12 protein-coding genes are annotated in these 14,382 nt (G+C 71.2%); 10 read left to right on the forward strand and 2 right to left on the reverse strand.

From position 1 onward, the window contains the following. The first annotated feature begins 177 nt into the window (after positions 1-177). The 8 genes from ACIP4Z_RS19180 to ACIP4Z_RS19215 all read left to right on the forward strand — a co-directional run bounded on the left by ACIP4Z_RS19180 (position 178) and on the right by ACIP4Z_RS19215 (position 9,744). Positions 178-1,467, forward strand: a complete 1,290-nt coding sequence (locus tag ACIP4Z_RS19180) for an amidohydrolase (protein ID WP_391163312.1) — start codon at positions 178-180, stop codon at positions 1,465-1,467. A gap of 153 nt (positions 1,468-1,620) precedes the next feature. Continuing rightward, positions 1,621-2,649, forward strand: coding sequence for a BMP family ABC transporter substrate-binding protein (locus tag ACIP4Z_RS19185; protein ID WP_391050520.1), 1,029 nt, complete (start codon positions 1,621-1,623; stop codon positions 2,647-2,649). 235 nt (positions 2,650-2,884) lie between these two features. Next, positions 2,885-4,585: an ABC transporter ATP-binding protein gene (locus ACIP4Z_RS19190; RefSeq protein WP_401309528.1), complete on the forward strand. Its 1,701-nt coding sequence runs from the start codon at positions 2,885-2,887 to the stop codon at positions 4,583-4,585. Then, positions 4,582-5,778 carry an ABC transporter permease gene (locus ACIP4Z_RS19195; RefSeq protein ID WP_401309431.1) on the forward strand — a complete coding sequence of 399 codons (1,197 nt, stop codon included), beginning with the start codon at positions 4,582-4,584 and terminating at the stop codon, positions 5,776-5,778. The genes ACIP4Z_RS19190 and ACIP4Z_RS19195 overlap by 4 nt, the downstream gene beginning before the upstream one ends. Beyond that, positions 5,775-7,064 (forward strand): ABC transporter permease, encoded by a 1,290-nt coding sequence (locus tag ACIP4Z_RS19200; RefSeq protein ID WP_401309434.1) that lies wholly within the window; start codon positions 5,775-5,777, stop codon positions 7,062-7,064. The genes ACIP4Z_RS19195 and ACIP4Z_RS19200 overlap by 4 nt, the downstream gene beginning before the upstream one ends. Next, the gene (locus ACIP4Z_RS19205) at positions 7,061-7,486 is read left to right on the forward strand and encodes a cytidine deaminase (RefSeq protein WP_355336894.1); all 426 of its coding nucleotides are present in this window, start codon (positions 7,061-7,063) and stop codon (positions 7,484-7,486) included. Before ACIP4Z_RS19200 ends, ACIP4Z_RS19205 begins: the two co-directional genes overlap by 4 nt. A 33-nt stretch (positions 7,487-7,519) precedes the next feature. After that, positions 7,520-8,797 carry a thymidine phosphorylase gene (locus ACIP4Z_RS19210; protein WP_355336895.1) on the forward strand — a complete coding sequence of 426 codons (1,278 nt, stop codon included), beginning with the start codon at positions 7,520-7,522 and terminating at the stop codon, positions 8,795-8,797. A gap of 509 nt (positions 8,798-9,306) precedes the next feature. Continuing rightward, the gene (locus ACIP4Z_RS19215; protein ID WP_355336896.1) at positions 9,307-9,744 is read left to right on the forward strand and encodes a DUF4232 domain-containing protein; all 438 of its coding nucleotides are present in this window, start codon (positions 9,307-9,309) and stop codon (positions 9,742-9,744) included. Here ACIP4Z_RS19215 and ACIP4Z_RS19220 read toward each other — a convergent pair. Next, the gene (locus tag ACIP4Z_RS19220) at positions 9,716-10,987 is read right to left on the reverse strand and encodes an MFS transporter (RefSeq protein ID WP_401309438.1); all 1,272 of its coding nucleotides are present in this window, start codon (positions 10,985-10,987) and stop codon (positions 9,716-9,718) included. The genes ACIP4Z_RS19215 and ACIP4Z_RS19220 overlap by 29 nt on opposite strands. A gap of 98 nt (positions 10,988-11,085) precedes the next feature. On the opposite strand from ACIP4Z_RS19220, the gene ACIP4Z_RS19225 reads away from it, so the two are divergent. Beyond that, positions 11,086-12,021: a LysR family transcriptional regulator gene (locus ACIP4Z_RS19225; RefSeq protein ID WP_401309441.1), complete on the forward strand. Its 936-nt coding sequence runs from the start codon at positions 11,086-11,088 to the stop codon at positions 12,019-12,021. A 287-nt stretch (positions 12,022-12,308) separates the two neighbouring features. Here ACIP4Z_RS19225 and ACIP4Z_RS19230 read toward each other — a convergent pair whose 3' ends face one another. Beyond that, positions 12,309-13,094 carry an alpha/beta hydrolase gene (locus ACIP4Z_RS19230; RefSeq protein WP_391050530.1) on the reverse strand — a complete coding sequence of 262 codons (786 nt, stop codon included), beginning with the start codon at positions 13,092-13,094 and terminating at the stop codon, positions 12,309-12,311. Positions 13,095-13,194: 100 nt separating this feature from the next. On the opposite strand from ACIP4Z_RS19230, the gene ACIP4Z_RS19235 reads away from it, so the two are divergent. Further along, the gene (locus ACIP4Z_RS19235; RefSeq protein WP_355336900.1) at positions 13,195-14,364 is read left to right on the forward strand and encodes an adenosine deaminase; all 1,170 of its coding nucleotides are present in this window, start codon (positions 13,195-13,197) and stop codon (positions 14,362-14,364) included. Positions 14,365-14,382 lie beyond the last annotated feature (18 nt).

Consider the following 14,382-nt stretch of genomic DNA (forward strand, 5'->3'; position numbering starts at 1 on the left):
GGGGGTCGTCGGAGACGGTCGCGTTGCCTCGCGTGGGACGGCTCGTTGAGCCAGTATGGGTGTAAGAGACCTAAAAAGTTTTCTTACCCCCGAGGGTGACTGGGTATGCGCCGATCGGGCGACTTCTTCTCCTCCCGCAGGACAAAAACTTTCCCGATCACGTAAGAGGAGCCGGTGATGGGCCCTACGCTGACTGAGGTGAACGATTCACCTACACCGCCGTCCGACGGGCTGACCGCGGCTGTGCTGTCCGGTCTCGCCGAGACCGTCGTGGACGACGCGCTGCGCGCCGAGCTGATCGCCTTCCGCCGTGACCTGCACAGGAACCCCGAATTGGGGCGGCAGGAGTTCCGGACGACCGAGCAGATCAGGGCGCGGCTGGAGCGCGCGGGGCTGAGCCCGCGGGTGCTGCCCGGCGGGACCGGACTGGTGTGCGACATCGGCGACACGGACGACAGCGGCAGCGGCAGCGGCGAAGACACCGGCGCGGCACGCTCCCAGCGCCCCCGCCTCGCCCTGCGCGCCGACCTGGACGCGCTGCCGGTGCCCGACACCAAGACCGTGGAGTACCGCTCGACGGTCGAGGGCCGGGCGCACGCGTGCGGCCACGACGTGCACACCACGATCGTGCTCGGCGCCGGCCTGGTCCTCGCGGAGCTGGACAAGCGGGGCGCGCTCCCGCGCCCGGTGCGGCTGGTGTTCCAGGCGGCCGAGGAGATCATGCCCGGCGGCGCGCTGGACGCGATCAAGGCGAACGTGCTCGACGGCGTCGACCGTATCCTCGCGGTGCACTGCGACCCCAAGGTGGAGGTCGGCAGGATCGGGCTGCGCCAGGGGCCGATCACCTCGGCCGCCGACCGGCTGACCCTGACGCTGGAGGGCCCCGGCGGACACAGCGCCCGCCCGCATCTGACCACCGACCTGGTGATGGCCACCGCGAAGCTCGCCGCCGAACTGCCCGCCGTACTGGCCAGGCGCGTGGACCCCAGGTCCGGGCTGAGCATCGTGTGGGGCCGCATCCAGGCCGGGCACGCGGCCAACGTCATCCCGCAGTACGCGGAGCTGGAGGGCACCGTCCGCTGCCTGGACCTGACGGCCTGGCACGACGCACCCGACCTGGTGCACGAGGTGATCGACCAGATCACGGCGATGTACCGGGCGAAGTGCGAGATCACCTACCAGCGCGGTGTGCCGCCGGTGGTCAACGAGGCGGTCTCGGTGGAGCTGCTGCGGGACGCGATGACCGCGCGCTACGGCCTGCACGCGGTCGAGGACACCGAGCAGAGCCTGGGCGGCGAGGACTTCTCCTGGTATCTGGAGCGGGTGCCGGGCGCGCTGGCCCGGCTCGGCGTGCGGCCGGTCGGCGACACCGCCAAGCGCGATCTGCACCAGGGCGATTTCGACGTGGACGAGGGGGCGATCGCGGTCGGCGTGGAGCTTTTCACGGCGGCTGTCCTGCTGTCCTGACACCGGGTGAACCCCCCGCTACCGGTCCGTCACCTGGCTGAAATGCGTCGATCCGATAACGGGCCGTCATTCGGTCTTTACCTGACATCTACGCGCGTTAAGCTCCCGCTTAGCCAGCGCCGGACGGGGCGCTTCAGACTGAAGGGGACCCTCTTGCGCCGGGTATCCAAGATCATCGTCGCGGGTATGGTGTCCGCGACTCTGGGGCTCACTGCCACCGCGTGCGGCAGCAGCAGCTCCTCGGACAGCGGCAAGGACAAGGGCGTCGGTCTCGCCTTCGACGTCGGCGGCCGTGGCGACCACTCCTTCAACGACTCCGCGGCCCGCGGCATGGACAAGGCCGTCAAGGAGTTCAAGATCGGGTCGAAGGACCAGACCGCCAGCAACGGCGAGACGGAGTCCGACCGCGAGCAGCGCCTCGACCTCCTCGCGGGCGGCGGCTACAACCCCGTCGTGGCGGTCGGCTTCACCTACGGCGACTCGGTCACGAAGATCGCCAAGAAGTACCCCAAGGTGACCTTCGGCATCGTCGACTCGGTCGTGGACCTGCCCAACGTCGACTCCATGGTCTTCGCCACCGAGCAGAGCTCGTACCTCGCCGGTGTGGCCGCGGCCCTGAAGACCAAGACCAACAAGGTCGGCTTCATCGGCGGTGTGCACAACACCCTGATCGGCACCTTCGACGCGGGCTTCGCCCAGGGCGTCAAGGACACCAAGCCGTCGGTCCAGCTCACCCGCCAGTACCTGTACGAGACCGACACCAAGGGCTTCAACGACCCGACGTCGGCGCAGGGCAAGGCGCAGGGCATGCTCGACAGCGGCGTGGACGTGATCTACACCGCCGCCGGTCTGTCCGGTGACGGCGCGATCCAGGCGGTGGCGGGCAAGGCCGGCGCCTGGGCGATCGGCGTGGACTCCGACCAGTACGAGGACCCGGCCCTGGCCAAGTACAAGGACCACATCCTGACCTCGGCGGTCAAGAACGTCGACGTGGCCACGTACGACCTGATCAAGTCGGTGCACGAGGGCAAGGCCAAGACCGGCACCAACACGTACGACCTGGCCAACGACGGTGTGTCGCTGGCGACGTCCGGCGGTTTCATCGCCGACATCCAGTCGCAGCTCGACGCGGCCAAGCAGAAGATCGTCTCGGGCGCGATCAAGGTGAGCTCGAAGCCGTGACGTAAGCCGGGGACCCGGCCACGGGTCCCCGCTGGACCGGCGGTACGACAACCGGTTCGCGAGGCTCGGCGGGGGGATGCTGCGGCGCCCCCCGCCGAGCCTCGATCACTGTGCGGAACCATCCGGGAACACCCGGAAAACCCAGGAACCGTCCTGTCGGAATCCCGTGGTCCCCAGCCTGTGGAATGAACACAACTACGCGCGTAGAGTGCCATTTCCGCGATACGTTCACGCGATACCTTCACCCCACCCGCCCTGCCGCTCCGAGCCTTTCCCCCCAGGAGAGTGCGTCATCAACGCGTCCACGAGTCCACCCGCCGCCCCGGCCCCCGGCCGGTCCGCCGCGCCGCCCGCCGTCGAACTGCGCGGCATCACCAAGCGGTTCCCCGGCGTCGTCGCCAACCACGACATCGACATCACTGTGCGCAGCGGCACCGTGCACGCCCTCGTGGGCGAGAACGGCGCCGGCAAGTCCACCCTGATGAAGATCCTCTACGGCATGCAGAAGCCCGACGAGGGCACCATCGCCATCGACGGCGAGGTGGTGACGCTCGGCGACCCCGGCGACGCCATCGCCCGCGGGATCGGCATGGTGCACCAGCACTTCATGCTCGCCGACAACCTCACCGTGCTGGAGAACACCGTCCTCGGCAGCGAGGGCCTGCACGGCATCGGCGGCAGGGCCCGCGCCCGGATCAAGGAGCTGTCCGACGCCTACGGCCTCGGCGTACGCCCCGACGTCCTGGTCGAGGACCTGGGCGTCGCCGACCGGCAGCGGGTGGAGATCCTCAAGGTCCTCTACCGCGGCGCCCGCACGCTGATCCTGGACGAGCCGACCGCCGTCCTGGTGCCGCAGGAGGTCGACGCGCTCTTCGAGAACCTGCGCGGACTGAAGGCCGAGGGCCTGACCGTCATCTTCATCTCGCACAAGCTCGGCGAGGTGCTGTCGGTCGCCGACGTCATCACCGTCATCCGGCGCGGCACCACCGTCGGCGAGGCGGACCCGGGGACCACCACGGCCAAGCAGCTCGCCGAGCTGATGGTCGGCAGCGAACTGCCCTCGCCCGAGACCCGCGAGTCGACCGTCACCACCGAGCCGATGCTCACCGTGGACGGGCTGCGGCTGGGCACCGTCGACCTCGACGGCATCGAGCGCAAGGTGCTCGACGACATCTCCTTCACCATCCACAAGGGCGAGATCCTCGGCATCGCGGGCGTCGAGGGCAACGGCCAGGCCGAACTGGTCGAGGCCATCATGGGCATGCGGGAGCTGGACTCCGGCGGCCTCGTGCTCGACGGCAGCGACATCGCCCACGTGCCGACCCGCAAGCGGCGCGAGGACGGCATCGGCTACATCCCCGAGGACCGGCACCGGCACGGCCTGCTGCTGGAAGCGCCGCTGTGGGAGAACCGCATCCTCGGCCATGTCACCGAGCGCCCCAACAGCCGCGGCTTCCTGATCGACTCCGGCGCCGCCCGCCGCGACACCGAGCGGATCGTCGAGGAGTACGACGTCCGTACCCCCGGCATCGAGGTCACCGCGGCCTCGCTGTCCGGCGGCAACCAGCAGAAGCTGATCGTCGGCCGCGAGATGAGCCACCTGCCCAAGCTGCTGATCGCCGCGCACCCCACCCGGGGCGTGGACGTCGGCGCGCAGGCGCAGATCTGGGACCAGATCCGTGAGGCTCGCCGCGAGGGTCTGGCGGTGCTGCTGATCTCCGCCGACCTCGACGAGCTGATCGGCCTGTCCGACACTCTGCGCGTCATGTACCGGGGACGGCTCGTCGCCGACGCCGACCCCGCCACCATCACCCCGGAAGAGCTGGGATCCGCGATGACCGGTGCCGCCAGCGGCCATCTCGAACACGGGGCCGGGACCGACACCTCGGCCGTTTCAGAGGACCGGCCCAAGAAGCTCGGGGGAGAGGACCGATGAAGAAGTTCGACAAGGACCGGCTGGCCCTGGGCGTCGCCGCCCCTGTGCTCGCCGTCGTCGGCGCGCTGGTGGTCACCGCCCTGGTGCTGCTGGCCACCGGCAAGGAGCCGTTCCACGCGTTCGACGTGATGGTGAACTACGGCAGCAAGACCGACAGCCAGGTCTACATCCTCAACAAGGCGACCACGTACTACCTCGCGGGTCTCGCGGTGGCGGTCGGCTTCCGGATGAACCTGTTCAACATCGGTGTGGACGGCCAGTACCGGCTCGCGGCCTTCTTCGCCGCCGCCGCGGGCGGCGCGATGTCGATCCCCGGCATCATCCAGATCCCGGTCATCATCCTCACCGCCATGGTCGTCGGCGCGCTGTGGGCGGCCATCGCGGGTGTCCTCAAGGTGACCCGGGGGGTCAGCGAGGTCATCTCCACGATCATGCTGAACTCCCTCGCGGGCATCGTGATCGGCTACTTCCTGCGCGACGGACGGCTCGGCGTCACCGACAAAGCGGCGAACATGATCTCCACCAAGCCGCTGCCGTCCTCCAGCCACCTGTTCAACTTCACCACCTCCACCGACCCGGTCTTCGGCTTCATCGTCTTCGCGGTGCTGGCCGGTGTCATCTACTGGTTCGTGCTCTCGCGCACCCGCTTCGGCTTCGACCTGCGCGCGGTCGGCCGCTCGGAGTCCGCCGCCGAGGCCAGCGGCGTCAGCGTCAAGAAGATGGTCGTCACCAGCATGCTGATCTCCGGCGCGATGGCCGGACTCGTCGGCATGCCGACCCTGCTCAACCAGTCGTACGAGTACGGCACGGACTTCCCGACCGGTATCGGCTTCACCGGTATCGCGGTCGCCCTGCTCGGCCGCAACAACCCGATCGGCATCGGCATCGGCGCCCTGCTCTGGGCCTTCCTTGAGCGGGCCTCCAACGGCCTGGAGTTCGAGGGGTACGACAAGGAGATCGTCGGCGTCATCCAGGGCGTCATCGTCCTGGCCGTCGTCATCGCCTACGAACTGGTCCGCCGCTACGGCATCACCCGCCAGCAGCGCCAGGTGGGCGCGGAACTCGCCGCGGCGTCCGGTCCGGGCAACGGAACAGGCCCCGGCACCGGCAACGGTTCAGGTAACGGCACCGGCAACGGCACCGGCAATGGCCCCGACTCCGGCCCCGACGACAAGCAGGAGGTGACGGCGTGACTGCCACCGCTACCCAGACCCCGCCGCCGGCCGCGCCGCGCGTGACCAACGGCGGCAAGGCGCCCCGGCTCAAGATCACCTTCCCGGTGATCCTGCTGATGATCGCCGCCGCGCTGATCGTCGTCTCCCTGGTCCGGATCATCACCGGCGCGAACGACATCACCTCCGACGGCCAGATCGCCGGAGCGCTCGCCGGCGCCGTACCGATCGGCCTGGCAGGACTCGCCGGCCTGTGGTCCGAGCGGGCCGGTGTGGTCAACATCGGCCTCGAGGGCATGATGATCCTCGGCGCCTTCTTCGGCGCGGCGGTGGGCTGGCAGACCGACCCGTGGCTCGCCGTCCTGGCCGGTGTGCTCGGCGGCGCGGCGGGCGGCCTCGTGCACGCGATCGTCACCGTCACCTTCGGCGTCGACCACATCATCGCCGGTGTCGCCATGAACATCCTCGCCACCGGCGTCACCGCGTACCTCGCCAAGCGCTGGTTCACCGTCGGCGAGGCGGCCTCCAAGGGCGGCAGCCCCAAGCAGTCCCCGCCGATGGACTCCATCAAGTCCTTCACCGTGCCCGGACTCTCGCACTGGCTGGCCACCGTCGAGAACCACCACTGGTTCCTGATCTCCGACGTGGCGGGCATCCTCGGCGGCCTGGTCACGCACATCTCGTCGCTGACCATCCTCACGCTGGTGCTCTTCGTCGCCACCTTCTTCGTACTGTGGCGCACCGCCTTCGGCCTGCGGCTGCGGTCCTGCGGCGAGAACCCGGTCGCCGCCGAATCCCTCGGCGTCAACGTGTACTTCTACAAGTACATGGCCGTCATCGTCTCCGGCGGCCTCGCCGGACTCGGCGGCGTCTTCCTCGCCATCGGCACGCACTTCTACCTCGCGGGCCAGACCGGCGGACGCGGCTACATCGGTCTCGCCGCCATGATCTTCGGCAACTGGCGCCCCGGCGGACTCGCCATGGGCGCGGGCCTGTTCGGATACGCCGACAGCCTCCAGCTCCGCAACGGCAGCTCCTCCGTGCACGCCCTGCTGCTCCTGCTCGCGCTGCTGCTGCTGGCCATGGCCGCCTGGAAGTTCTTCCGCAAGTCCTACGTGCCCGCCGCCGTCGCCCTGGGCTTCGCCGTGCTGCTGGCCGTCTGGTACGCGCTGACCGACTCCGTCCCCGACGAGGTCGTCCAGGCCACGCCGTACGTCGCCACGCTGCTCGTCATGGGCCTGTCCGCACAGCGGCTGCGCATGCCGAAGGCGGACGGGGTCCCGTACCGGAAGGGGGAGGGCGGATGACGCCTCCCGTCACCGACCCGGCCGCCGTCGACTGGGACCGCCTGCGGTCCGCCGCCCGGGAGATCATGGAGAAGGCGTACGCGCCCTACTCCGGTTTCCCGGTCGGCGCCGCGGCGCTGGCCGTCGCCGACGACGGCACGGTCCGTACGGTCGTCGGCTGCAACGTCGAGAACGCCGCGTACGGGGTCGCGCTGTGCGCCGAGTGCGGGCTGGTCTCGGCGCTGCACGCCTCGGGCGGCGGCAGACTGACCGCCTTCACCTGCTCCGACCTGCGCGGCAACCTGTTGATGCCGTGCGGGCGGTGCCGCCAACTGCTGTGGGAGAACGGCGGGCCCGGCCTGCTGGTCGACACCGCGGGCGGCATCCGGCCGATGAGTGAGATCCTGCCGGACGCGTTCGGCCCGGAAGACCTGAACCGCTGACGCGGTTGAACCGCTACACCGCTAGGACTATTCGTGGACGTCATTTCCGTCATCCGTACCAAGCGGGACCGCCAGAGGCTGAGCGACGACCAGATCGACTGGGTCATCGACGCCTACACGCGCGGTGCCGTCGCCGACGAGCAGATGTCGGCGCTCGCCATGGCCATCCTGCTCAACGGCATGGACCGCGCCGAGATCGCCCGCTGGACCGCCGCGATGATCAACTCCGGTGAGCGGATGGACTTCTCGGCGCTCACCCGCCCCACCGCGGACAAGCACTCCACCGGCGGCGTCGGCGACAAGATCACGCTGCCGCTGGCCCCGCTGGTCGCCGCGTGCGGCGCCGCCGTCCCGCAGCTCTCCGGGCGCGGCCTCGGCCACACCGGGGGCACCCTCGACAAGCTCGAATCCATCCCCGGCTGGCGCGCCTCGATCTCCAACGAGGAGATGCTGGCCGTCCTGGACGACGTCGGCGCCGTCATCTGCGCCGCCGGGGACGGGCTCGCGCCCGCCGACAAGAAGCTGTACGCGCTGCGCGACGTGACCGGGACGGTCGAGGCCATCCCGCTGATCGCCTCCTCGATCATGTCCAAGAAGATCGCCGAGGGCACCGGGTCGCTCGTGCTCGACGTCAAGGTCGGCTCCGGCGCCTTCATGAAGTCCCTTGAGGACGCACGGGAGTTGGCGTCCACCATGGTCGGGCTCGGCACCGACCACGGCGTCCGCACGGTCGCCCTGCTCACCGACATGTCCGTACCCCTCGGGCTCACCGCGGGCAACGCGCTCGAAGTCCGCGAATCCGTCGAGGTGCTGGCCGGTGGCGGCCCCGCCGATGTCGTCGAGCTGACCCTGGCGCTCGCCCGGGAGATGCTGGCCGCCGCCGGGCTTCCCGACGCCGACCCCGCCAAGGCGCTCGCCGACGGCTCCGCCATGGACGTCTGGCGCCGCATGATCCGCGCCCAGGGCGGTGACCCTTCCGCTCCGCTCCCGGTGGCCCGCGAAACCCTCGTCGTCCCCGCGCCCGCCTCCGGCGTCCTCACCTCCCTCGACGCCTACGCCGTCGGTGTCGCCGCCTGGCGGCTCGGCGCCGGCCGCGCCCGCAAGGAGGACTCCGTCCAGGCGGGGGCCGGGGTCGAGCTGCACGCCAAACCGGGCGACTCCGTCGTAGCGGGCCAGCCCCTCCTGACCCTCCACACCGACACGCCGGAAAAGTTCCCGTACGCGGAGGAAGCCCTCGACGGCTCCTTCTCCGTTGCCCCGGAGGGTGCCTCCTTCTCCCCCCGCCCGATCATCCTCGACCGCATCGTCTAGGCCCCCGCGCCGAGCCCGCTGCCTTTGCGCAGGGCCTGGTTTTTAGGGGCGCGGGGAGGCGCGGTGCCTCTGCGCAGGGCCTGGCCTTTAGGGGCGCCGGTGGCGCGGTGCCTTTGCGCAGGGCCTGGCCTTTAGGGGCGCGGGGAACTGCGCGACAAGCCACGACGTGCGTGCACGTCACCACCGGCCCCAGAGGGGCAGTTCGGTTGTCTCCGGACCACCGGCCCGGTGGGGGCTGGCCGCGCAGTTCCCCGCGCCCCTTAAAGGATCGACCCACCGCCCCGGGTGGAAGGGGCGTCCGGGGCCGCGCCCCGTAGAAGATCGGCTCACCGCCCCGGAGGGGCTCCCCGGGGATGTGTCAGGATCGGCGGATGGTGGGGATGAGGACGTGGGCGGTGGCGGCGGCGGCCGCAACGGTGTTGGCGGTGGGCGGGTGCGGGACGGACGGGGGGTCCGAGGCGGCCGTGGGGCTGCCGACGGACTCGGCACCCCCCGCGTCGGCGCCGGTGGTGACGGAACCGCCGTGTCCGGAGGGCGGCCTGGCCGTCACCGGTGAGGAACCGGACGCCGCGATGGGCCTGCGGGCGATGGCCGTCTACGTGACGAACTGCGGGAAGTCGCCGCGCACGGTGGAGGGTTACCCGCGGACGTATGTCCTGGACAAGGCACGCGAGCGCCTGAAGGTGACGGTCCATCAGGGCTTGTCGATCACGACCGGCATCGACGACCCGGCCCCGACACGTATCGAACTGCGGCCGGGACAGCGGGCGTTGACAGTGCTGGTGTGGCGCAACACGGTGACGGACAGCACGGTGGCGGCGAGCACGGGCGAATACCTGGAGATCACGCCGGTCAAGGACGCCCCTCCCCAACGCGTCACGATGATGGTCGACTTGGGCACCACCGGAAAGCTGGACGTCACGGCGTGGCGGCGCCCGGCCGCCTGAGCGCGAGGCCCGCGACGAGCCCGACGGCGCCGACGGTCGCCAGCGCGAGCGACACCGTCGCGCCCCACCCCCCGGCGTGGAACGCGCCGGCGCCGAGCGTGCCGCCGAGGCTGTTGCCGATGTAGTACGCGGTCAGGTAGAGCGCGGACGCCTGCGCGCGGCCCGTGAGGGCCGTCCGGCTGACCGCGCCGGAGGCGGCCGAGTGGCCGGTGAAGAAACCGGCCGTGACCAGGACGAGCCCGAGCAGGATCAGGGCCAGGGACCCGGACAGGGTGAGCAGCAGCCCGGCGGCGCACAGTACGGCGGCGACGGTGAAGGCGCCGCGCAGGCCCGTACGGGCGAGGAGCGCGCCGGACGCGGCGGAGGCGGCCGTACCGACGAGGTAGACGAGGAAGATCGCGCCGACGGCGGTCTGGGAGAGGCCGAAGGGCACGGCGGTCAGCCGGTAGCCGAGGACGGTGTAGACGGCGCCGAAGACCGCCATGAAGAGCAGGCCGATCGCGTAGAGGCCGCGCAGCAGCGGGTCGCGGAGGTGCCCGGTGACCGTGCGCCACAGCGCGGCCGGACGCACGGGTCCCGGCGTGAAGTGCCGGGCGGGCGGCACGAGCAGCCGGAAGGCGACCGCGCAGGCCAGCGCCGACAGGCCGACGGCGAAGAGCGCGGCGCGCCAGCCGAACGCCTCGGAGAGGACCCCGCCGACGACGCGCGAGCTCATGCCGCCGATGGAGTTGCCCGCCACGTACAGGCCGATCGCGGAGGGGACGGCGGCCGGGTGGACCTCCTCGGCGAGATACGCCATCGCGGTCGCGGGCAGCCCGGCGAGCGCCACGCCCTGCACGGCGCGCAGCGCGACGAGGACGGCCAGGTTGGGCGCGAAGGGCACGGCGAGGGCGAGCAGCGAGGCGGCGAAGACGGAGGCCGTCATCACCGGCGTACGGCCGTACTTCTCGCTGAGGGCGCTGACCGGCAGGAGTGCGACGGCCAGCGCGGCCGTCGTCGCCGAGACGGTGAGGCTGGCCCGCGCGGGGCTCAGCGACAGGCCGGAGGACAGGGCGGGCAGCAGCGCCTGCGTGGAGTAGAGCAGGGCGAAGGTGGCCAGTCCCGCGGCGAACAACGCGAGGTTGGCGCGGCGGTAGCCGGGGGAGCCGGGGCGGAGCCGGTCATCGGCCGTGGTGGCGGCCTGCGTTCGGGCTCGGGCGTTCGCGCGGGTCGCGGCGACCGCCCCGGTATCGGCGCGTGACATGTCATGACCGTAGGGGCGTCCACATTTATGCGTCCAATGCACAGATCGTGCATGATTGATGCACTGGTGCATGAGCGCAGGTGGAGGGGGCATATACGGTGGCCGACACAGCCGGTACCGGGCCGGACCCGGAGTCCGGGGGCGCGCTGCTGGCACCGCGCCTCGCGCAGTTCGCGGCCGTGGCGCGGCATGAGCATGTGACGCGCGCGGCCCAGGAGTTGGGCATGCCGCAGTCGACGCTCAGCCGCGCGCTGGCCCGCCTCGAAGCCGATCTCGGTGTCGCCCTCTTCGCCCGCCACGGCCGCGCCGTCCGCCTCACCCGCGCCGGGGTCACCTTCCGCGCCGCCGCCGAGCGGGCGCTCGCCGAGGTGGAACGGTCCGCCGAGTCCGTACGCCTCGACGCCGATCCCGACAGCGGGCGGGTCGCCTTCGGGTTCCTCCACACGCTCGGGCCCGAGACCGTCCCCTCCCTCCTGCGCGCCTTCCGCGCCGAGTATCCGCGCGTCCGCTTCCAGCTCGTGCAGACGTACGGCGAGGCCATGCTGGAACGCCTGCGGCTGGGCGAACTCGACCTCTGCCTGACGTCCCCGCCGCCGGACGAGGCGGGTCTCGTCGTCCGCAAACTCGACGAGCAGCGGCTGCGGCTCGTCGTCCCGGCCGGGCACCGGCTGGCCGGCCGCAAGCGCGTGCGGCTCGCCGAGGCCGCCGCCGAGGCGTTCGTCACGCTCGAACCGGGCTACGGGCTGCGGCGCATCACCGACGCCTTGTGCGCCGAGGCCGGGTTCACGCCGAGGGTCGCCTTCGAGGGCGAGGAGGCCGAGACGCTTCGGGGGCTGGTCGCCGCCGGGCTCGGCGTCGCCGTCCTTCCCCCGCCGGCCGTGCCCCGGCCCGGCGTCGTCGAACTCGACCTCACCGGGCGACGTGCCGTCCGCGAGATCGGTCTCGCCTGGCTCGACGGCGCCCCGGCCCCGCCCCCGGTCGCCGCTTTCCGTGCTTTCCTGCTCGCCCAGACGGGCACCCTTCTGCCGGCCTGAGCCGGTCTCCTGCGGAGGGCGAAGCCCGACGTCTTTGGGGCGCGGCCCCTGTACGGTTCCTTGGCGTGGGACGCCAGCCCATGTTTTTAGGGGCGCGGGGAACTGCGCGCTCAGCCACGACGTCGGCGCGGGTAAAAAACCGCCCCAGTGGGGCGGACGCTGTGTGTTTCGCGACCACCGGCCGGTGGTGGGCTGGCCGCGCAGTTCCCCGCGCCCCTACGGGGCACGTACCTCCGCCAGGCGCGGGAATAGGGGCCTCGCCCCTGACGGGGCCGTAAGGGGTCGGGTCAGACGCGGAGGGACTTGCCGAAGCCGGAGGCCAGGGGCATGCGGAGGCCGAGGGGCGGCGGAGCCGCGAGGGCGTCGGCGATGGGCCGGGCGTGGGGCCGGTCGAGAAGCGAGCCGAGGACGAAATCGGAGGTGAGGGCGAAGACCTCGCTGCGGTGCTGGTGGAGGCCGTGGCCGTCGGAGTGCACCTCGAAGCGGCAGGTGTCGCGGTTGACCTTCTTGAGGCGTTCGGCGAAGCCGTAGGAGATGTCGGGCGCGGTGGACTCGTCCTCGGTGCCGTGGACGAGCAGCACGCGCCGCCCGATGAGCTGCTTGACCGGCTCGGGCTCGGCACCGCGCGGCAGCCACGGAGAGAGCGCGACGACGGAGGTCACGGCGGGGTGACCGGCGGCGTGGAGGGCGGCCCGCGCGCCCATGTCCATGCCGACGAGGCAGACGGGCACGTCACCGTAGCGCCGTACGGCCTCGCCGACCGCCCACTCGGCGTCCTCGGCCGGATGCGCGTGACCGCCGTTCCAGCCGCGGAAGCGGTAGTGCACGACGTGCGCGGCCACCCCGTCGGCGGCCCCCTCGCGGACGAGATGGCGGGCCAGCGGCCACATGACGGCCGCCGCCACCGGGGAGCGGCGCCGGGTGCTCAGCGCGTCACCGCCGGGCAGGGCGAGCACGACGGCGCGCACCGTGGCGCCGGTATCGTGTTCGCGCTGCCTCGGCGCGGGCACCAGCCCGGACGGCACCGGGCGGCCCAGTCGTGCGCCACGCGCCGGTAATGCTTGGGAAGCCATGGCGCAACGATGGCAGACGCAGGGGTGTGCACTGTATGGCCGGGCGGAAAATTGTTGGGCGCAGCGCGATATCTACGCGCGTAGGGGCTATCGTTTGAGCATGCAGAACCCCAAACCGAGCACTCCCACCCCGGAACAGATCCGCCGCGCCCCCAAGGCGCTGCTCCACGACCACCTCGACGGCGGCCTGCGCCCCGGCACGATCGTGGACATCGCGCGCGCGACCGGTTACGACGCGCTGCCCGAGACCGATCCGGACAAGCTCGGCGCGTGGTTCCGCGAGGCCGCCGACTCCGGTTCGCTGGAGCGGTATCTGGAGACGTTCGCGCACACCTGCGCCGTGATGCAGACGCGGGACGCGCTGGTGCGGGTCGCCGCCGAGTGCGCGCAGGACCTGGCGGCCGACGGCGTGGTCTACGCCGAGATCCGGTACGCGCCCGAGCAGCACCTGGAGCGCGGCCTGACCCTCGAAGAGGTCGTCGAGGCGGTCAACGAGGGCTTCAGGGAAGGCGAGCGCCGGGCGCGCGAGGACGGCCACCGCATTCGCGTCGGCGCGCTGCTGACCGCGATGCGGCACGCCGCCCGCTCCCAGGAGATCGCCGAACTGGCCAACCGCTACCGGGACCTGGGCGTCGTCGGCTTCGACATCGCGGGCGCCGAGGCCGGTTACCCGCCCACCCGGCACCTGGACGCCTTCGAGTACCTGAAGCGCGAGAACAACCACTTCACGATCCACGCGGGCGAGGCGTTCGGCCTGCCGTCCATCTGGCAGGCGCTCCAGTGGTGCGGCGCCGACCGGCTCGGGCACGGCGTGCGGATCATCGACGACATCTCCTCCGACGGGCGCGGCGACCAGGTCAAGCTCGGCCGCCTGGCGTCGTACGTGCGCGACAAGCGCGTGCCGCTGGAGATGTGCCCCACCTCCAACCTCCAGACCGGCGCGGCCAGCTCGTACGCCGAGCACCCGATCGGTCTGCTGCGGCGGCTGCACTTCCGGGTCACCGTGAACACCGACAACCGGCTGATGTCCGGCACCAGCATGAGTCAGGAGTTCGAGCACCTCGTGGAGGCGTTCGACTACACCCTCGATGACATGCAGTGGTTTACCGTCAATGCGATGAAATCAGCGTTCATCCCTTTCGATGAACGTCTGGCCATGATCAATGAGGTGATCAAGCCGGGGTACGCGGAGCTGAAGGCCGAGTGGCTGTTCCGGCAGTCGGCCGCCGCACCGACCCTGGCCAGCGATTCCGTGCCCGACGAGGGCTGACGGAACACCTTCACGGCG

Source organism: Streptomyces sp. NPDC088910, from assembly GCF_044749865.1.
In the GTDB taxonomy this organism is placed as follows: Bacteria; Actinomycetota; Actinomycetes; order Streptomycetales; family Streptomycetaceae; genus Actinacidiphila.